The organism is Kitasatospora sp. NPDC057965 (assembly GCF_042887135.1).
Lineage (GTDB): Bacteria > Actinomycetota > Actinomycetes > Streptomycetales > Streptomycetaceae > Kitasatospora.
Window position 1 is genome coordinate 79,995 of sequence record NZ_JBHVPZ010000012.1, and the last position, 18,492, is coordinate 98,486.

The following is an 18,492-nucleotide window of genomic DNA, read 5'->3' on the forward strand; positions in this document are numbered from 1 at the left end:
GGTCACGTTTTACCTTTCGGGAGAACGACAGCTCAGCCCTGTCGGGAGAACGACAGCTCAGCAGCTCAGGGCGTCGATCGAGGACCGCAGCGCGCCCGGCACGTCCGGCACCAGCAGGTGCGCGCCGTCCCGGACCACCTGGCGCCCGCCGACCACCACGTGCCGCACGTCCGCCGCCGAGGCCGCGAACACCGCGATCTCCGCGCCGAGCCGGGGCGGCGGGCCCGCGGTGCGCACCGAGTCCAGCGCGATCACGGTGAAGTCGGCCAGGGCGCCGGCCTCGATCCGCCCGGCCTCGGGCCAGCCGAGCGAGGCGTGCCCGTCCTCGGTGCCCGCCCGCAGCAGCGCGTTGGCCGTCCAGTGGCCGCGGGTGCGGGTGCGCAGCCGCTCGTCCAGCTCCAGCGCCCGGGCCTCCTCGAACGGGTCGACGACGGCGTGGCTGTCGCTGCCGAGGGTGATCGGGCAGCCGCCGGAGGCCAGCTGCCGGGCCGGGCCGATGCCGTCCGCGAGGTCCCGTTCGGTGGTGGGGCACATGCAGACGGTGGTGGAGGAGTCGGTCAGCAGCTTGACGTCCTCCTCGGTGAGGTGGGTGGCGTGCACGGCCGAGGTGCGCGGGCCGAGCGCGCCGTGGTCGGCGAGCAGCCGGGTCGGGGTGACCCCGTGCGCGGCGAGGCAGGCGTCGTTCTCGGCGGTCTGCTCGGACAGGTGGACGTGCAGCGGCGCCTCGCGCATCGCCGCCCAGTGGGCGACGGTGCCGAGCTGCTCGGCGGGCACGGCGCGCACCGAGTGGACGGCGGCGCCGATCCGGGCGTGCTCGCGCGGGCGCAGGGCGTCGGCCCGCTCGGCCCAGGCGTCGGCGTCGCCGTCGCCGAACCGGAGCTGCGGCCTGGTCGGCTCGGCGCCGAAGCCGGAGGACAGGTAGCAGGTGTCGAGCAGGGTGATCCGGACGCCGGCCCGAGCGGCGGCCTCGATCAGCGCCTCGCCCATCGCGTTGGGGTCGTCGTAGCGGACGCCGCCGGGCGCGTGGTGCAGGTAGTGGAACTCGCCGACGGCGGTGATCCCGGCGAGCGCCATCTCCGCGTAGACGGCGGTGGCGAGCGCCAGGTAGCGGTCCGGGTCGAGCGCTCCGGCGAACCGGTACATGGTGTCGCGCCAGGTCCAGAAGGTGCCGGAGCCGACCTGGACGTGGCCGCGCAGCGCCCGGTGGAAGGCGTGCGAGTGGGCGTTGGCCTGGCCCGGCAGCAGCAGCCCCGCCAGCCGGACGGCGCCGGACGGGCAGGGGCCGCTGTCCGGCCGCACCTCGGTGATCCGGCCGTCGGCGCCGGTGCCGATCAGGACGTCCTGCTCGACCACCGGCCCGTTGACGTGCGGCAGCCACGCGTACTGCGCCCAGTAGGTCACTGATGACACGCCAGATCCTCCAGTACGTCGGCGAGGGCGGCGACGCCGGCCAGGCAGTCGGCCGTCTCGGCGTGTTCCGCCGGGGAGTGCGAGACGCCGCTGGGGTTCCGCACGAACAGCATGGCGGTCGGCACGGCCGATGCCAGGATCCCGGCGTCGTGTCCCGCGCCGGTGGGCAGCACCGGGGCGCCGCCCAGGCGGGCGGCGAGGCGGTCGCGCAGCGGGCCGTCGAAGTCCACCACCGGCGTGTAGGACTCGCGGGTCAGCTCGACCCGGACGCCGTCGCGCCCGCCGCGCTCGGCCGCGGCGTGCTCGATCTGGGCGACCAACTCGGTGAGGGTGGCCTCGTCGGCCGCCCGGGAGTCCAGCCAGCCGCGGACCAGCGAGGCGATCGCGTTGGTGCCGTTGGGCTCGACGGCGACCTTGCCGAAGGTGGCCAGCGCGCCCGCGAGCCGCGCCTTCTTGCGGGCGGCGAGCACGGTGGTGGCGTAGGTCAGCATCGGGTCGCGGCGGTCCTCGATCCGGGTGGTGCCGGCGTGGTTGGCCTCGCCGTGGAAGTCGAACCGCCAGCGGCCGTGCGGCCAGATCGCCGAGGCGACGCCGACCGGCCGGTCCTCGGCGAGGTGGCGGCCCTGCTCGACGTGGAGTTCGACGAAGGCGCCGATCCGGGCGAGCCGCTCGCCGTCGGCGCCGATCGCGGTCGGGTCCTGGCCGGCCCGCTCCATCGCGTCCGGCAGCCGCACCCCGTCGGCGTCGCGCAGCTCGTACGCGGCCTCCCGGCCGAGCACCCCGGCGCTGAGCCGGGAGCCGATGCAGGCCACGCCGAACCGGGCGCCCTCCTCGTCGCCGAAGTTGACGATCGCCAGCGGCCTGCTGAACCGCGCGTTCCTGGCGCGCAGTTCGTCCAGCGCCGCGAAGGAGGACACCACGCCGAGCGGGCCGTCGAAGGCGCCGCCGTCCGGGACGGAGTCCAGGTGCGAGCCGGTGACGACGGCGCCGCCCGCCTCCGGGTCGCCCAGCCAGGCCCACTGGTTGCCGTTGCGGTCCAGCTCGTAGGCCAGGCCGCGGTCACGGGCCTGCTGCTCGAACCAGGCGCGGCACTCGGCGTCGGCGGTGTTCCAGGCGAACCGGCGGTAGCCGCCGGACGCGGCGGAGCGGCCCACGGGGAGCAGCTCCGCCCACATCTGCTCGAAGCTTCCGGCGGTCAGCCCGGTCACAGCTCGCCCATCGGGACGCGCACGCCGCGCTCGTCGGCGACCTCGACGGCCCGGTCGTAGCCGGCGTCGACGTGCCGGATGACGCCCATGCCCGGGTCGTTGGTGAGCACCCGGCGGATCTTCTCGCCGGCCAGCGCGGTGCCGTCGGCGACGGTGACCTGCCCGGCGTGGATCGAGCGGCCGATGCCGACGCCGCCGCCGTGGTGGATGGAGACCCAGGACGCGCCGGAGGCGACGTTGACCATGGCGTTGAGCAGCGGCCAGTCGGCGATCGCGTCGGAGCCGTCGAGCATCGACTCGGTCTCCCGGTACGGGGAGGCGACCGAGCCGCAGTCCAGGTGGTCGCGGCCGATGACGATCGGCGCGGACAGCTCGCCGGAGGCGACCATGTCGTTGAACCGCTCGCCGGCCTTGTCGCGCTCGCCGTAGCCGAGCCAGCAGATCCGCGCGGGCAGGCCCTGGAAGTGCACCTTCTCCTGGGCCATCCGGATCCAGCGGTGCAGCGACTCGTTCTCCGGGAAGAGGTCGAGGACGGCCTTGTCGGTCTTGTGGATGTCCTGCGGGTCGCCGGACAGGGCGGCCCAGCGGAACGGGCCCTTGCCCTCGCAGAACAGCGGCCGGATGTAGGCGGGGACGAAGCCGGGGAAGGCGAAGGCGCGGTCGTAGCCGGCCAGCTGGGCCTCGCCGCGGATCGAGTTGCCGTAGTCGAAGACCTCGGCGCCGCGGTCCTGGAAGCCGACCATCGCCTCGACGTGCCGGGCCATCGACTCGCGGGCGCGCTGGGTGAACTCGGCGGGCTTCTCGGCGGCGTAGGTGGCCATGTCGTCGAAGGCGACGCCGACCGGCAGGTAGCTCAGCGGGTCGTGGGCGCTGGTCTGGTCGGTGACGATGTCGATCGGCGCGTCCATCGCGAGCAGCTGCGGGACCAGCTCGGCGGCGTTGCCGAGCACGCCGATGGAGAGCGGCTGCCGCTTGTCGCGGGCGGCGGTGGCGAGCTCCAGGGCGTGGCCGAGGTCCTTGGCCTCGACGTCCAGGTAGCGGTGCTCGATCCGGCGGGCGATCCGGGACGGGTCGCAGTCGACGCAGATCGCCACGCCGCCGTTCATGGTCACGGCCAGCGGCTGGGCGCCGCCCATGCCCCCGAGGCCGGCGGTGAGGGTGATGGTGCCCGCCAGGGTGCCGTCGAACCGCTTGTCGGCGACGGCGGCGAAGGTCTCGTAGGTGCCCTGGAGGATGCCCTGGGTGCCGATGTAGATCCACGAACCGGCGGTCATCTGCCCGTACATGGTGAGCCCGAGGCTCTCCAGCCGGCGGAACTCCTCCCAGTTGGCCCAGTCGCCGACCAGGTTGGAGTTGGCGATCAGCACCCGCGGCGCCCACTCGTGGGTCTGCATGACGCCGACCGGCCGCCCGGACTGCACCAGCATGGTCTCGTCCTGCTTCAGCCCCTGGAGCGTGCGCACCATGGCGTCGAAGGAGCGCCAGTCGCGCGCCGCCTTGCCGGTGCCGCCGTAGACGACCAGCTTCGACGGGTGCTCGGCCACCTCGGGGTCGAGGTTGTTCATCAGCATCCGCAGGGCCGCCTCCTGCTGCCACCCCTGCGTCGTCAGCGCCGTTCCCCGTGCCGCCCACACCTCGCGCGGTCCGCTCACCTGCTGCACCATGTCCCGGCCTCCTTGCGGATGAATTCATTCAGGCTCGACTCTGCTGAATATATCCAATCATTCGGCCCTCGGCCAGGGGTCGGGCACCACTGGCCGGAAACCCATTGACGCACGCCCCGACGCACCATCATGCTGTGCACGAACCAACGGAACTGTCCCGTCCGGTCGATCCTTGGGGGGATCCCTGTGACCTTGATCCAGCCACGCCAGGCCAGACCGTCGCGAAGCGACCGGATCCGCCGAACGGCCGCGCGCGGCAGCGTCATCGCGCTCGCCGTCGGCCTGCTCGCCGGCGCCCCGCTCGCCCACGCCGCCGACCCGGCCCCGGTGGAGACCCCCACCGGCACCCGCGTCACCCCGGTCGCGCCGGGGACCCTGTACCCCGAGACCCACACCGACGGCTGCGGCGTCGACAACTACAACAACTGGGGCTGGCTGGCCGGCGGCACGAACAGCCTCGCCGCCACGGTGAACGGCTCCTCCGGCGCGCTCGGCGCCGAGTTCCACGTCCGCGACACCATGGAGAACAACGCCGAGGTCATCACCGGCCGGGTGGACGGGCTCGCCCCCGGCGCGCAGGCCGAGCTCGTGCTCGACGAGACCAAGCTGAAGGAGGGCCACGCCTACACCTGGAACGTGGTCGGCACGGACGGCCTGGGCAACCGGTCCGCGGCCACCGCCGACTGCCACTTCAAGGTGGACCGCCGCGGCCCCCGCCTCCAGCTGCTGTCGATGGGCATCCCGCAGGTCGGCACCAACCGCCTCAGCTTCCAGGTCAAGGACGACAACGACAAGGAACGCATCTACACCTCCGGCCACGGCTGCATCGAGTACCGCACCAACGAGACGGACCCGTGGACCAGGACGAGCTGCGGCGGCCTGGGCGGCCTTGGCGTCAACGTGGACATCCCCTTCTCCCAGCCGGGCCCGACCACCCTGCGCGTGCGCGACGTGGACCAGGCCGGCAACTACTCCGCCGAGACCGTCATCCCGACCTTCGTCTACCCCGGCCCGGTCGTGCTGGGGGACCTGGCGAACCCGGCGCACCAGTGGCAGCTCGGCCGTGACGACCTCGGCGCCGACTCCGCCGGTACCGCCCCGCTCACGGCCGGCCCCGGCGTCGGCCGGGCGGACAACCAGAGCCCGTTCACCGGCCCGGACGGGCGCAGCGTCCCCGGCCCCGCCACGGTCGCCACCCTGAACGGCACCGGAGCACTCTCCTCCGACCGCCCGCTGATCGACACCCGCGAGAGCTTCACCGTCACCGCGTGGGCCAAGCCCACCACCGAGGGCGGCGTCGTGCTGAGCCAGGAGGGCACGCGGTCGAGCGCCTTCGCGCTCTGGGCCGACCCGAGCGACGGCCGCTGGCACGCCGCGCTGGGCCGGCAGGACGACGACTCCTGGTCCTACGACCAGGTGGCGCCCTACAGCTCGGGTTCGGCCGACTTCACCCCCGGCGCCTGGAACCAGCTGAGCGTGGCCTACAACTCCGCGACCGGGCAGATCACCCTCCAGGTCAACGGCAATGTGGCCGCCACCGGCTACCACGCCGCCGGCGACTCCTTCCAGGCCACCGGCGCCTTCCAGGCCGGGCAGTACCGGTACCAGGGCGCGCCGAACGCGCGGTTCAAGGGCGAGCTCAGCGACGTCGCCCTGATCCAGCGGGCCGCCGGGCCCGCCAAGGGCTGGGACTCCACCTACAAGCTCGCGCTCGACCGGACCAAGTGCGCGACCGTCGGGACCACCTACGGCGAGGTCGGCTCGCCGGTCCAGGTCGAGAACTGCGGGGCGGCCAGGGGCCAGTCCTTCACCAGTGACGCGAAGGACGGAAGCCTCAAGTCGGGCTACCTGTGCCTCGACGCCCGCGGGAACGGCACCGGCAACGGCACCGCGACCGCGCTCTGGACGTGCAACGGCGGCGGTAACCAGGTCTGGCTGCCGCAGGCGGACGGCACGGTGTTCAACCCGCAGTCCGGCCGTTGCCTCGACCTCCCCAACGGCAACACCGCCAACGGCACCCGGTTCGTCCTGTGGGACTGCAACGGCGGCGCCAACCAGCGGTTCGAGTTCGGCGTCCCCGCCGCCACGCGCCTCTCCTGAGGCTCCACCGGCCGCACCGGCAGGACCCCGCCGCACTCCGCGGCGGGGTCCTGCCGCGTTCGCGCGGCGGCACGCACCGGTCACGCGGCCGCGTCGTCGCCCCAGTGGATGCCGATCTCCTCCAGCCAGCGGCGGTCGGCGTCGTCGGGGACGACGGCCGCCGGGGTGCCGGGGGGCACGGGGTTGCGGGGTGGGCGGGGGATCTCCTGGACGGGGCCGAGGCCGTACCGTTCGGCGGCCGCGGCGGCACGGGCGTCGGGTTCGATCACCCCGACGTGGACGACGGTCTCGTCGCCCGGGTCGAGGACGGTGAGTTCGGGGTCGGGCAGACGGCGCAGGGTGACACGGCGTCCGCAGGTCGGGCAGGACCACTCGTCGGCTCCGGAGGCGAGCCGGCCGACGAACTTCATCTCGTGGATCACACGCATGGCGGCACCCCCTGACGGAGTGATGCCCGCCCCGGACGGGTCGCCAACCTGCGGATACGGCGCCGCGTCGGGCCGCGTCCTACTCCAGGAACAGTCCGCGGGCCGCCGCCGACTGCTCGATGGACTCCAACCGCGCCTCGGCGCCCGGGAGTTCGTCGCACATGCGCTGGAGCAGCACCCGGCCGAGCATCATCGGCGCGCAGGCCGTGTCGAAGACCAGGCCGGTGCCGACCGCGGCCGGCAGCATCAGGTCGGAGAGCTTGGCGACCGGCGCGAAGACGCTGTCGGCCACGGTGATGACGGTCAGTCCGCAGTCCCGGGCCACCGCCAGGGCGTCCATCAGCTCGCGCGGGTAGCGCGGCAGGGCGAAGCAGAGCAGCACGCTCGCGCCCGCCGCGGAGGCCTGTTCGAGGCGGTCGGCGAGCATGCTGCCGCCCTCGTCGAGCAGCCGGATGTCCGGGTGCACCTTGGCGGCGAAGTACGCGAAGCCCCGCGCCTGCGCCGAGGCGGCCCGCAGGCCGAGGACCGGCAGCGGGCGGGAGGCCGCGAGCAGCCGGGCGGCGCGGGTGATGGGCTCGGGGTCGGCGAGCAGTTCGGCGAGGTGGCGCAGGTGCTCGATCTCGGCGAGGACGGCCTGCTGGTGCTCGTTGCGCACCGCGTCGGCCAGGCTCTCGGGGGCGGCGGGCTCGCCGGCGCCGAGTTCGCGCAGCTGCTTGCGCAGCGCCGGGTAGCCGTCGTAGCCGAGGGCCACCGCGAAGCGGGTCACCGACGGCTGGCTGACGCCGGCGAGTTCGGCGACCTCGACGCTGGAGAGGAACGGCGCCTGGGTGGCGTGCCGCACCAGCGAGTGCGCGATCCGCCGCTGGGTGGGGGTGAGCCGGTGGCCTTCGAAGAGCTGGAGCAGCCGGGCGGAGGGACCGACCGTGCCGGCGTCGTCGGTGGCGGTCATGGCGGTACCTCCGGATGCGAGCTGTTCGGATGACTGTGCAGCAGCGGCGGGCCGCTGGCAAAGACGTCTCGTACGACGGGACGCCGGCTGAGACGTCCGGAATGTGACCGGGCACGGACCTCGGACGAGCCCGGCACGGGCCGGGCAGGGGCCGCCCGCGGCCTCGGGGTGACCCTGAAATCCCCCTGAGTCCGCCCCGAGATAGCGGCGAACGGGTGGACCGGCCCGGCCCTTCGGGCCCAGTCTGGTGTCCATGGAAACTCGCCAGGACAGCCTGCGGCGCGATCTGGACGCCACGCTGGAGGCCCGCAAGGAACTCGGCAAGGAGTACGAGTCGGAGCTCATCGACTCCTTCCTCTCCCGGCTGGACGCCCGGCTCGACGCCCGGGTGGAGCGCCGGGTCGCCGAGCGGCTCGGTCCGGCCGACGGGTACGGCCGCCCGGCCGAGGCCGGCCGCTCCTACGGCCCGCCGGGGTACGGGCCCCGTCCGCGCCGTTCCGGCCGTTCGGGCATCCGGCTGCCGGTCATCTCCATGGCGCTGGGCATCCCGCTGTCCGGCATCGCCGCCGGCGCCGGCGGGTTCTGGGGCCTGCTGGTCTGCTGGAGCGGCATCGTCGGCGTCAACGTCTCGGCCGCGCTGGCCGAGCGCGCGGAGGAGAGGCGCCGGCCGGCGGACGCGGGGAGCGAGTGGGAGTAGCCGGGGCTCCCGAGCCGCCGTCACCTCTCCCACCCGCTCCACCTGGTCCACCTGGTCCACCTGCTCCACCGGGGTCCACCCGCTCCGCGCGGCCCGTCCGGCCGTCCGGCGCCGTCAGGCCAGCGGCCCGGTGACCTGCTCGACGGCCCGCACCAGCTCGCCGGAGGCGACCAGCGCGGCCGCGGCCTCCAGGTCCGGCGACAGGAAACGGTCGCGCCCGGCGCCGCCCACCCCGGCGGCGCGGGCGGCGGCCATCGCGGCGGTGGTGGCCGGGGCCGGGGTGCCGCCGGAGCCGTCGGCCTGCCCGCGGATCTCCAGGGCCCGCGCGGCGGCGGTGAGTTCGACGGCGAGGATGCGGCCGAGGTTCTCCACCGCCTGGCGCAGCTTGCGGGCGGCGGACCAGCCCATCGAGACGTGGTCCTCCTGCATGGCCGAGGAGGGGATCGAGTCGACCGAGGCCGGCACCGCGAGCCGCTTGTTCTCGCTGACCAGCGCCGCCTGGGTGTACTGGGCGATCATCAGACCGGAGTCCACGCCCGGGTCGTCGGCCAGGAAGGCCGGCAGGCCGTGCGAGCGGGCCTTGTCGAGCAGCCGGTCGGTGCGGCGCTCGGAGATCGAGCCGAGGTCGGCGGCGGCGATGGCGAGGAAGTCCAGCACGTAGGCGACCGGGGCGCCGTGGAAGTTGCCGTTGGACTCGACGCGGCCGTCCGGCAGCACCACCGGGTTGTCGACCGAGGCGGCCAGCTCGCGGGAGGCGACCAGCCGGGCGTGCGCGAGGGTGTCCCGGCCGGCGCCGGCCACCTGCGGGGCGCAGCGGATCGAGTAGGCGTCCTGGACGCGCGGGGCGTCGTCCTGGTGGTGGCCGGTGAGGCCGGAGCCCTTGAGCACGGCGAGCATGTTGGCGGCGGACAGCGCCTGCCCGGGGTGCGGGCGGATCGGGGCGTGCAGCTCGGGGGCGAGCACCTTGTCGGTGCCGAGCAGCGCCTCCAGGGTCATCGCGGCGGTGATGTCGGCGGTGGTGAACAGCCGCTGCAGGTCGGCGATGGCCATGACGAGCATGCCGAGCATGCCGTCGGTGCCGTTGATGAGGGCGAGGCCCTCCTTCTCCAGCAGCTCGACGGGCTCGATGCCGGCGGCGGCGAGCAGTTCGCCGGCGGGCTTCTCGGCGCCGTCGGGGCCGGTCGCCACGCCCTCGCCCATCAGGACGAGCGCGCAGTGCGAGAGCGGTGCGAGGTCGCCGGAGCAGCCGAGCGAGCCGAACTCGCGGACCACCGGGGTGATGCCGGCGTTGAGGATCGCGGCCATGGTCCCGGCGACCAGGGGGCGCACCCCGGTGCGGCCGCTGGCGAGCGTCTTCATGCGCAGGAACATCAGCGCGCGGACGACCTCGCGCTCCACCGCCGGGCCCATGCCCGCGGCGTGCGAGCGCACCAGCGAGCGCTGCAGCTGGGCGCGCAGCTCGGGGCTGATGTGCCGGACGGCGAGGGCGCCGAAGCCGGTGGAGACGCCGTAGACGGGGCGCGGTTCGGCGGCCAGGGCGTCGATCCGGGCGCGCGCGGCGGCCATCTCGGCGAGCGCGTCGGGACCGATCTCGACCCGGGCGTTCCCCCGGGCGACGGCCAGCACGTCCTCGGCGCTGACATCGGCCTTGCCGACCTGGACGAGCGGCGCGTGGGGGGCCGCAGCACTGTGCATATCCATATACACCATCTCATCAGGTGAATGAAGATATGACAACCACCCTGGCGCATTGGAAAGTCGAGCACGGTACGGGCGGTCATCAGGATTTTCGAATATCCCGCCCCGTGACGCACGCTGTGGGGGTGGGGAGGCGGACGGCGGGGCGCCGGTCGCGGCGGACGGAGAGGCAGGCGGGACGATGACGCGGGCGACGGCACGGCGGCGGGTGCTCCGGCTGCGCGGGGACGGCCGCACCTTCCGGCCGGACTCGCTGGCCGCCGAGGAACCGCTGGAGATCCGGCTCGGCGGCGAACCGCTCACCGTCACCATGCGCACCCCCGGCCAGGACTTCGACCTGGTGGCGGGCTTCCTGGTCGGCGAGGGCATCGTCCGCACCGCCGAGGACCTCGCGGCGCTGCGCTACTGCGCCGGCACCGACGAGAACGGCGCCAACACCTACAACGTGGTGGACGCGACGCCGCGCGGCGCCGCCACCCTGCCGCTCTCCGCGCACCGCAACCTGCTCACCACCAGCGCCTGCGGCCTGTGCGGCCGGGACACCGTGGACGCCGTGCGCACCCATGTCCGCCACCCGGTCGGCGACGACCCGCTGACCGTCCCGCCCGCGCTGCTGTACGGACTGCCGGACCGGCTGCGCGCCGCCCAGCGGACCTTCGACTCCACCGGCGGCCTGCACGCCGCCGGACTGTTCGACGGCCGCAGCGGCGAGCTGCTCTGCGCCCGCGAGGACGTCGGGCGGCACAACGCGGTGGACAAGGTGGTCGGCTGGGCACTGCGCGAGGGCCGGCTGCCGCTGACCGGACACGTGCTCCTGGTCAGCGGCCGGGCCTCGTTCGAGCTGACCCAGAAGGCGGCGCTGGCCGGCGTACCGCTGCTGGCCGCGGTCTCGGCGCCGTCCTCGCTCGCCGTGGACCTCGCCGAGGAGCTGGGCCTCACCCTGGTCGGCTTCCTGCGCGGCGAGGGCGCCAACGTCTACACCCGCCCCGACCGGATCGGCTGACCGGACCCCACCCGGCTCCGCCTCACCCCAGCTGCGCCTCGACGAGGTCCGCCGCGCGCGTCGTGCCGCCCTCGGCGCGGGCCTCGGCACGCAGCGCGGCGAGGCGGGCGGCCACCGCCGGGTCGCCGGTCAGCTCCAGCAGGGCGGCCCGCAGCGCGGCGGCCGTCGCGTCCTCGGTGTCCAGCCGCCGGGCCACGCCGAGCGCCACCAGCGAGTCCGCGTTGGCGAACTGGTCGACGGCCTGCGGCACCGCGATCATCGGCACGCCGTGGTACAGCCCCTCGCTCGCGCCACCGGTGCCGGCGTGGGTGACGAAGGCGTCCGCCTGCGCCAGCACGTCGAACTGCGGCACCCAGCGGTGCACCTCGACGCCGGCCGGCACCTCGCCGAGCGCGGTGAGGTCGGTGTGCCTGCCGACCTGCAGCACGACGTGCCAGCCGGGCAGGCCGCCGAAGGCCGCCAGGCACTCCCGGTAGAAGCCGGGCCGGTCGGTGAACGCCGAGCCGAGCGAGACCAGCAGCACCTTCTCCGCGCCGGCCGGCCGCTGCCAGTGGCCCTGGTGCGAGCGGTCTCCGAAGCACTGGCCGACGAAGGTGATCCGCTCGGGGTCGACCCGCTCGGCGTTGGGCTGCAGGGCGCGCGGGATCAGCGCGAGCGCGCGCTCCGGGCGGTTCTTGAACCGGTCGACGTCCCGGACGACGGCGCCGGCCCCGGCCAGCCAGTCGCCGAACCGCCGGTAGTGCTCGGGGCCTCCGGGCCCGGTGCGGAGCGCCTCGTAGACCCCGGCGAGGTCCTGCTCGATGCCCTCCCAGCCGACCATGGTGGGCGAGAGCTGGAGCACCGGCACGCCGTGGCCCTCGGCCACCGCCCGCGCGGCGTAGGCGCCGATGTCGTAGAGGACCAGGTCGGGCCGGTCCTCGGCGAAGAGCTTCCGCAGGACGGGGGTCATCGCGAGGGCGTCGTCGAGGAAGACGTCCTGGACGGCGACCGGGTCCTGCGGCCAGCCCGAGGGATCACCGTCGAGCGGCAGCGCCGTCGGGTACGGGACGAGCGTGGCGCCGGTGGCGGAGACGGCCCCGGCGAAGGACGGGTCGTTGACGTAGCTGACCCGGTGGCCCCGGGCGACGAGTTCGGCGATCACGGCGAGGCTCGGGTTGACGTGGCCGTGGGCCGGGATGGAGGCCATGACGATGTGGGCGGCGGAGCGGGTCATCTCGGTGGTCCCCTCGGAAGTCATGAGACGAGACGGTTCGTCTCGCTGGTGTCCCACAAGAATGCGCCGCCCGGGGAGCCGTGTCAAGACAATACGGTCCGTCTCGCCAACTCGTTAGGATGGCGGCCGTGGCCAGACAGCAGAACGCCCCCGACCCCAGCCGTCGCAACGAGCAGAGCCGCACGGCGATCCTCACCGCCGCCGGCGAGCTCGTCGCCGAGATCGGCTTCGGCAAGCTCACCATCGAGAAGATCGCCGCCCGCGCCGGCGTCGGCAAGCAGACCATCTACCGCTGGTGGCCGTCCAAGGGCGCCGTCGTCTTCGACTCCTTCCTCGCCGCCAACGAGAACGCCTCCGGCAGCCTCGCCCTCCCCGACACCGGCGACCTCGCCGAGGACCTGCGGACCCTCCTGCGGGGCACCGTCCTCGAACTCGCCGACCCCGCGTTCAACCGGACCGGACGCGCCCTCGCCGCCGAGGTCCTCACCGACCCCGACCTGCTGCGCGAGTACCGCGAACGGCTGCTGGACCCGCTGCTGGAGGTCACCCGCGACCGCCTGCGGGCCGCCCGGGAGGCCGGGCAGCTGCGGGCGGACGCGGACCTGGACCTCGCCCTCGAACTCCTCTACGGCCCGCTGTACTACCGCTGGCTGCACGGCCTCGGCCCGCTCGACGCCGACTACGCGGACCAGGTGGCGGCCGCCCTGCTGAGCGCCTTCGGCACCTCCGGCGGCTGAGCCCGCGGGCCGGTCAGGACCGGTTGCGGCGGCGCAGCACCAGCACCACGGCGATGATCACGACGATCACCACCAGCACCACGACGGCGCCGATGATCAGGCCGATGAACCTGCCGAGGCCCTTCTTCTTCTTTTTCTTGGACTTGTCCTTGTCCTTGGCCAGCTGGGTGGTGGTGCCGTGCCGGCCCGCCGTCACGCCGCTCCGGGCCTCCTGGACGGCCCCGCCGCCCGCCACCGTGCTCGTCGTGCCTGCCGTACTCGCCGTTCTCGCCGTACTCGCGGTGCTCACCACCGGCGCCGCCGAGGCCGCCGGAGCGGCGGCCAATCCGGCGCCGCCGAAGGCGAGCACCGCAGAGAGAACCAGACCCGTCAACCGAGCGCGCACAGGAACCAACCCCCGACATCCGACCCGGCGGCGCCCCCGACGGCCCGCCGACCGCGGAAACCCTCCCACGCACGCCCCGCCGCGCCCACCCCCGCGACCGGACCGCGACCGGCTCGGGACACACCGGTCACCGAAGCGCCACACTCCCCCGCCGCGCGGCTACCCGGCGGGGGGCGGGACCGGCCGGGGCAACGGCGGCACGAGGGAGCGGGATGCGGATGCGCGGCGACGGTGCCGGGGGCGGGCCCCTGCCTCAGGCCTCCGGTGGGGAGGCGGGGCCGGCCAGAGCGACGGCGGCCAGGGTGCGCAGGGCGGCGGCGACCTGGCCGAGCGGGAGGGTGGCGTCGTCGGCGAAGAGTTCCAGGAGCCAGCCGCCCGCCGCGTTCTGGCCGCCGGCGGCGACCATGCCGCGGTAGCCGGAGACCACCAGCATCGCCTCCTCGGCCGGATCGTTGCCCGCCGCGCCCGCCCGCAGGGCGAAGGCGCCGCCGCGCACGGCCCGGCGGGTCATCGGGTAGTGGCGGAGGTCGAAGACCGCGTCCGGGGCCTCGATCTGGGCCCGCTGGGTCTCCGCCCGGGTGCTGCTCGGCCCACTGGTCATCCGGTAGACGGCGTGCCGGGCGGTGCGCATCAGCTGCGAGCCGGGCGGCACGTAGGAGATCCACCAGCCGACCGCGTCCAGCAGCCGGGCCGAGGTCTCGGCCACGATGGCGAGCTTGCCGATGGTGTCGGCCGGGTGCACGGCCCGCACCGCGCCCTGCTGGTCGAGCGCGGCGAGCACCGCCGTGAGCAACTGCCCCGGGTCGGCGCTGTGCGCGGCGCCGCGGAACCGCCGCCGGTCCCCGGCCCCGGCCCGGCCGCCGGGGCGGAACCGGCCGTCGCCGCGGTGCTGCGGCTCGGCGGCGTCGGCGAGCAGCACCGTCGGGTCGGGGGCGAAGCCGGGGCCGTGGCTGCGCCCGGCCACCACCGGGTGGGCGGCCCGGGCGGCCTTGGCCCGGTACTGGGCGGCGTCGGCGAGCCGGAACAGCCGGTCGGGGGTGGTGACGGGGCCGATCGAGTCGCCGGTGGAGGCGACCCCGCAGGCCACCCCCTCGCCCTCGGACAGGGCCAGCGCCCGCGCGCACAGCTCCTCGGCGACGGCCACCACCTCGTCCGCCTTCTGCCCCTCGACGAGCAGGCAGAACTCGTCGCCGCCGAGCCGGGCGGCGAGGCTGCCGGGGAGCTTGGCTGCGGCCAGCGACAGCTGGTGGGCGAACCGTTCGAGCAGCCGGTCGCCGACCTCGTGGCCGAGCTGGTCGTTGACCCGCTTCAGGCCGTTGACGTCGCAGACCACCAACGAGACCACGGTGTTGTCCCGGTTGTGCGCGGCCAGCGCGCTCTCCAGCCGGGCGTCCACCGCACGCCGGTTGGCGAGGCCGGTGAGCGGGTCGGAGAAGGCGAGCCGGCGCAGGTCGGCGAGGCGTTCGGTCTGGGCCAGGCCGGCCGAGATCTGGGCGGCCAGCAGGGTCGCGTAGTCGGCGTCGGCGTCGGTGAAGGCGGGCATCCCCGCGGTGCGGGCGAGGTAGAGCTCGCCCCAGGCCTGCCCGTGCAGCACGATCGGCGCGACCACGCAGCAGGCCCGGCCGCGCCGGCGCAGCGCGGCGGCGCGCTCCTGGCAGTACGCGCCGGCGGTCGGGTGCGCGTGCCCGGCGTGCGGCTGGCTGTTGTCGGCGGTCTGCACCCAGGCGCGCGGCAGCCGGCCGGTGGTCCAGCGCTCCTCCAGGTACGTGACGATCTCGGGGAAGTCGGCCACCGGGTAGGACTCGTCCTCCGGCAGCTCCTGCTCCCCCGGGGCGAGTTCGCCGTGGTTGACCAGGACCCGCAGCCGGCCGGACTCGCGGTCCCAGACCGAGACGGCGGCCATCGTCGCGCCGAGCGCCCCGGTGGCCCGGGCGGCGGCGGCCCGGACGGCCTCCAGCGGGGTGAGCGCTCCGGCCATGTCCTGGGCGAGTTCGACCACGGCCTTCAGCCGCGCGTCGGTGGCCGGACCGTCCCCCGGGGCCTGCCCCGCCCCGGGCTCGGGGACGACGGGCGGCTGCTGGGCCCGGTCGCGGTCCGTCATGATCGCCTCACTGCTCACCGGCTCGCCTCGCTCCCTGTGCTCGGTCCTGCTGGTGGTCCGTCCGGACGCCGCCCGTCCCGCGTGCGACGCGCGTGCCCGCGCCCCGACCCGCTCCTACCCGTCCGACGGCACCGCCACCGCGGCCGGTCGCACCGGGGCGCCTGCACCAAGACTATGGCGGATTCGTTCGGTTATGCCCCGTTTTCGACTTCGCACCCGCACGACCGCACGGCAGTCCGCCCTCGGGCGTGTCGTGGTGTGCCGCCGCGCAGTCGTGGTCCACCGCGGTCCGCCGCGGTGCTGTCGCAGGGTCGCCGCGGTGCTGTCGCCGCGCGTCCGGGCGGCGCGCATCCGGGCGGCGCGCGGCTACTCGGGGCGCACCCGCCGGGAGAGCAGCCACGGCTCGACCAGCCCGAGCCCGCGCACCGGCCGGCGCCACATCGGCTGCAGGTTGAACCGGTGGGCGGCCTCCGGCCCCGGGGCCGACGGTCCCGCCGGCGGCAGCCCGGCCGCCGCCGACAGCGCCTCGGCCAGCCCCGGCCCGTCCGCGTCGGGCGGTGCGACGCTGCCGTTCTGCTCCAGCGCGGCCGCGAACTCGCCGTCGATCAGCACCGCGTCCTTGGGCGCGATCGAGGTGAGCCGGCTGGCCAGGTTGACCGTCGTACCGAACACGTCGCCCATCCGCGAGGTGACCGTGCCGAAGGCCATGCCGACCCGCAGCGCGGGGATGGTGTCGTCCTCGGCCAGCGCCTCGATGAGGCCCAGCGCGATCCCGGCGGCGGTCACCGGGTCCTCGGAGACGAAGAGGATCTCGTCGCCGAGCGTCTTGATCACCCGGCCGCCCTGGCCGGCGATGAGGTCGGAGCAGGTGTTCTCGAAGGTCTCGACCAGCTCGCCGAGCTCCTCCTCCTCCAGCCGCCGCGACAGCCGGGTGAAGCCGACCAGGTCGGCGAAGCAGACGGCGAGCCTGCCGCTGGTGATCTCGTTGTCCTCGGCGGCCTGCACCACCCGGCCGGTGACGGCGGCCAGCTGCCGCCGCCAGACGTACACCAGGAACTGCTCCAGCTCCGGCAGCAGCAGCTCGACCAGCGGGTACGCGACGTCGGCACGGGTCAGGCCGGGTTCGACGGACTGGGTGAGGTTCTCCAGGAAGGTGTCCATCTGCCAGCCGGCCAGCCGGGCGGTGGTCTGGCCGGTGGAACGGGCCACCTGGATCGCCATCGACTCGCTCAGCAGGCCCGACTCGACCAGGCCGGCCAGCCGGCGCAGCGCGATCACGTCACCGTCGGTCAGCGCCCTGGACTGCCCGATGTCCGGGAAGCCCATCGCCCGCCAGAAGCGGGTGGCCAGCTCCATCGGGACGTCGGCGGCGCGAGCGGCCTGGTACGGGGTGTAGCGGCGCGGCGCGTCCAGGATCAGGCGTTCGAGGTCGAGGGCGACGGTCTGGTCGTCGGAGCCCGCCGGGCCGCCGTTGCCGCCGGCGCCGTTGCCGCCGCCGTTGCTGCCGTCCTCTGCCACCGGTCCGTCCCCGTGCGGTCGCCGCACTCGCCTCGTGTCCTGCGTGTCCGGCGCGCCCGCCACCCGGCGGGCAGTGGCGCGCCTCACACTGCTGCCAGGTGGAATGTTCGCACGGAATCGCGCGATCCGGGGCATCCGCCCGGGTCAAGGGGAGGTAAGGGGACGCACGGGGCGCCCACCCGGCGCACGGCACCGGCCCCGCGCGGCGCGGGCCCCCGCCCGGCGCCGACCCGCTGCCCGGCACGCCCGGCGCGCGGCTACTCGGCGGCGCGCGGCTCCGGGCGCACGTGGACGACGTCCCCCGCGCCGACCGCCTGCCGGCCGCCGTCCGGGGTACGGATCACCAGCCGGCCGTCCCCGTCCACCGCGACCGCCTCGCCGCGCAGTTCGCGGTCACCGGGCAGCAGCACCTTCACCGGCCGCCCCAGCGTGGTGCACCGGGTCGCGTAGGCGCGCAGCAGGCCGCTGCTGTGCGGGTCGCCGGCGGCGGCCGTCCACTCGCCGTACAGCTCGGCGAACTCGCGCAGCAGGGCGCGCAGCAGGGTGGACCGGTCGGTGACGGCGGCGCCGGCCAGGGCGAGCGAGGCTGCGGTGGGGACGGGCAGTTCGGCGGCGCGCAGCGAGACGTTGAGGCCGAGGCCGGCGACCACCGCGCCGCCGCCCAGCTCGGTGAGGATGCCGCCGAGCTTGCGCTCCGCGCCGTCGATCTCCACCTGCAGGTCGTTGGGCCACTTCAGGCCGACCTCGACCTCGGCGACCCGGCTCAGGGTGCTCGCGGCCGCGACGCCGACCAGGATCGGCAGCCAGCCGTACCGTTCGACGGGTACTCCGTCCGGGCGAAGCAGGACGGAGAGGAAGAGACCGGAGCGGGCGGGGGCGCTCCACTGCCGTTCGAGCCGGCCGCGGCCGGAGTTCTGGGCCTCGGCGACCAGCACCGCGCCCTGCGGGGCGCCCTCGCGGGCGCGGGCGGCGAGGTCGGTGTTGGTGGAGCCGGTCTCCTCGACGACGTCGATCGAGGTCCAGAGGCCGCCGGGGCGCAGCAGGTCCCGGCGCAGCGCGGCGGCGTCCAGCGGCGGGCGGTCCAGATCGGTCCACGGCGACGGCCCGGCGTGGCCGAGACCGCGCAGTCCACTGCGGCGGGGCGTGTCGGAGGTCATGCGGTTCACCCTAGGACGTGTCGCGGATCGCGGCCCCCCGGCCGTAGACCGCCCCATCGTCCCCCAGAACCGGCGTCAACCACAGTGTGTCGCTGGCCATAACGGCCGGACGTTACGCCGGCCCTCCGCGCTGGCTACGCTACCCAACGGTAGTTCGTTGTGCCGCCCTGCACCCCTCGTCCGCGCCGGCCCCCACCCGGCCCGCGCGCCCCCGAAAGCAGGTC

14 protein-coding genes and 1 pseudogene are annotated in these 18,492 nt (G+C 74.9%); 4 read left to right on the forward strand and 11 right to left on the reverse strand.

The annotated features are described in order from the left end of the window. Positions 1–57: 57 nt before the first annotated feature. The 3 genes from ACFVVU_RS17535 to hutU are packed head-to-tail and all read right to left on the reverse strand — an operon-like array spanning position 58 to position 4,270. Complete coding sequence (locus ACFVVU_RS17535) at positions 58–1,410, reverse strand: formimidoylglutamate deiminase (protein ID WP_380686910.1); 1,353 nt, start codon at positions 1,408–1,410, stop codon at positions 58–60. After that, positions 1,398–2,585: an allantoate amidohydrolase gene (locus ACFVVU_RS17540; protein WP_387790878.1), complete on the reverse strand. Its 1,188-nt coding sequence runs from the start codon at positions 2,583–2,585 to the stop codon at positions 1,398–1,400. The genes ACFVVU_RS17535 and ACFVVU_RS17540 overlap by 13 nt, the downstream gene beginning before the upstream one ends. Positions 2,586–2,614: 29 nt before the next feature. Beyond that, positions 2,615–4,270, reverse strand: a complete 1,656-nt coding sequence (hutU, locus tag ACFVVU_RS17545; RefSeq protein ID WP_387790880.1) for a urocanate hydratase — start codon at positions 4,268–4,270, stop codon at positions 2,615–2,617. Positions 4,271–4,474: 204 nt separating this feature from the next. On the opposite strand from hutU, the gene ACFVVU_RS17550 reads away from it, so the two are divergent. After that, complete coding sequence (locus ACFVVU_RS17550; RefSeq protein ID WP_387790734.1) at positions 4,475–6,382, forward strand: ricin-type beta-trefoil lectin domain protein; 1,908 nt, start codon at positions 4,475–4,477, stop codon at positions 6,380–6,382. An 80-nt stretch (positions 6,383–6,462) separates the two neighbouring features. Here the strand turns inward: ACFVVU_RS17550 and ACFVVU_RS17555 are convergent, their stop codons facing one another. Further along, complete coding sequence (locus ACFVVU_RS17555) at positions 6,463–6,810, reverse strand: hypothetical protein (RefSeq protein ID WP_380681906.1); 348 nt, start codon at positions 6,808–6,810, stop codon at positions 6,463–6,465. Positions 6,811–6,889: 79 nt separating this feature from the next. Next, on the reverse strand, positions 6,890–7,759 hold the full coding sequence (locus ACFVVU_RS17560; RefSeq protein ID WP_380681905.1) for a MurR/RpiR family transcriptional regulator: 870 nt from the start codon (positions 7,757–7,759) through the stop codon (positions 6,890–6,892). A 253-nt stretch (positions 7,760–8,012) separates the two neighbouring features. Here ACFVVU_RS17560 and ACFVVU_RS17565 point away from each other — a divergent pair, with 253 nt between their 5' ends. After that, on the forward strand, positions 8,013–8,456 hold the full coding sequence (locus ACFVVU_RS17565; RefSeq protein ID WP_380681904.1) for a hypothetical protein: 444 nt from the start codon (positions 8,013–8,015) through the stop codon (positions 8,454–8,456). Positions 8,457–8,570: 114 nt separating this feature from the next. Here ACFVVU_RS17565 and hutH read toward each other — a convergent pair whose 3' ends face one another. Continuing rightward, complete coding sequence (gene hutH, locus ACFVVU_RS17570; protein ID WP_380681908.1) at positions 8,571–10,151, reverse strand: histidine ammonia-lyase; 1,581 nt, start codon at positions 10,149–10,151, stop codon at positions 8,571–8,573. A 184-nt stretch (positions 10,152–10,335) separates the two neighbouring features. Between hutH and fdhD the strand changes: the two genes are divergently transcribed. Then, a complete protein-coding gene (gene fdhD, locus ACFVVU_RS17575; protein WP_387790736.1) occupies positions 10,336–11,157 on the forward strand; it encodes a formate dehydrogenase accessory sulfurtransferase FdhD in 822 nt (273 codons plus the stop codon). Positions 11,158–11,179: 22 nt separating this feature from the next. Here fdhD and ACFVVU_RS17580 read toward each other — a convergent pair whose 3' ends face one another. Continuing rightward, positions 11,180–12,394, reverse strand: a complete 1,215-nt coding sequence (locus tag ACFVVU_RS17580; RefSeq protein WP_387790738.1) for a macrolide family glycosyltransferase — start codon at positions 12,392–12,394, stop codon at positions 11,180–11,182. A gap of 95 nt (positions 12,395–12,489) precedes the next feature. On the opposite strand from ACFVVU_RS17580, the gene ACFVVU_RS17585 reads away from it, so the two are divergent. Beyond that, positions 12,490–13,107: a TetR/AcrR family transcriptional regulator gene (locus ACFVVU_RS17585; RefSeq protein WP_380681901.1), complete on the forward strand. Its 618-nt coding sequence runs from the start codon at positions 12,490–12,492 to the stop codon at positions 13,105–13,107. Between the two features lie 13 nt (positions 13,108–13,120). Here ACFVVU_RS17585 and ACFVVU_RS17590 read toward each other — a convergent pair whose 3' ends face one another. The 4 genes and pseudogenes from ACFVVU_RS17590 to ACFVVU_RS17605 all read right to left on the reverse strand — a co-directional run bounded on the left by ACFVVU_RS17590 (position 13,121) and on the right by ACFVVU_RS17605 (position 18,268). Next, positions 13,121–13,480 carry a hypothetical protein gene (locus tag ACFVVU_RS17590; RefSeq protein ID WP_387790740.1) on the reverse strand — a complete coding sequence of 120 codons (360 nt, stop codon included), beginning with the start codon at positions 13,478–13,480 and terminating at the stop codon, positions 13,121–13,123. 853 nt (positions 13,481–14,333) lie between these two features. Beyond that, positions 14,334–15,470: pseudogene (locus ACFVVU_RS17595) on the reverse strand (diguanylate cyclase domain-containing protein); the annotation flags it as partial. A 489-nt stretch (positions 15,471–15,959) separates the two neighbouring features. Then, a complete protein-coding gene (locus tag ACFVVU_RS17600) occupies positions 15,960–17,246 on the reverse strand; it encodes an adenylate/guanylate cyclase domain-containing protein (protein ID WP_387790741.1) in 1,287 nt (428 codons plus the stop codon). Between the two features lie 122 nt (positions 17,247–17,368). Further along, positions 17,369–18,268: a biotin--[acetyl-CoA-carboxylase] ligase gene (locus ACFVVU_RS17605; RefSeq protein ID WP_387790743.1), complete on the reverse strand. Its 900-nt coding sequence runs from the start codon at positions 18,266–18,268 to the stop codon at positions 17,369–17,371. Positions 18,269–18,492 lie beyond the last annotated feature (224 nt).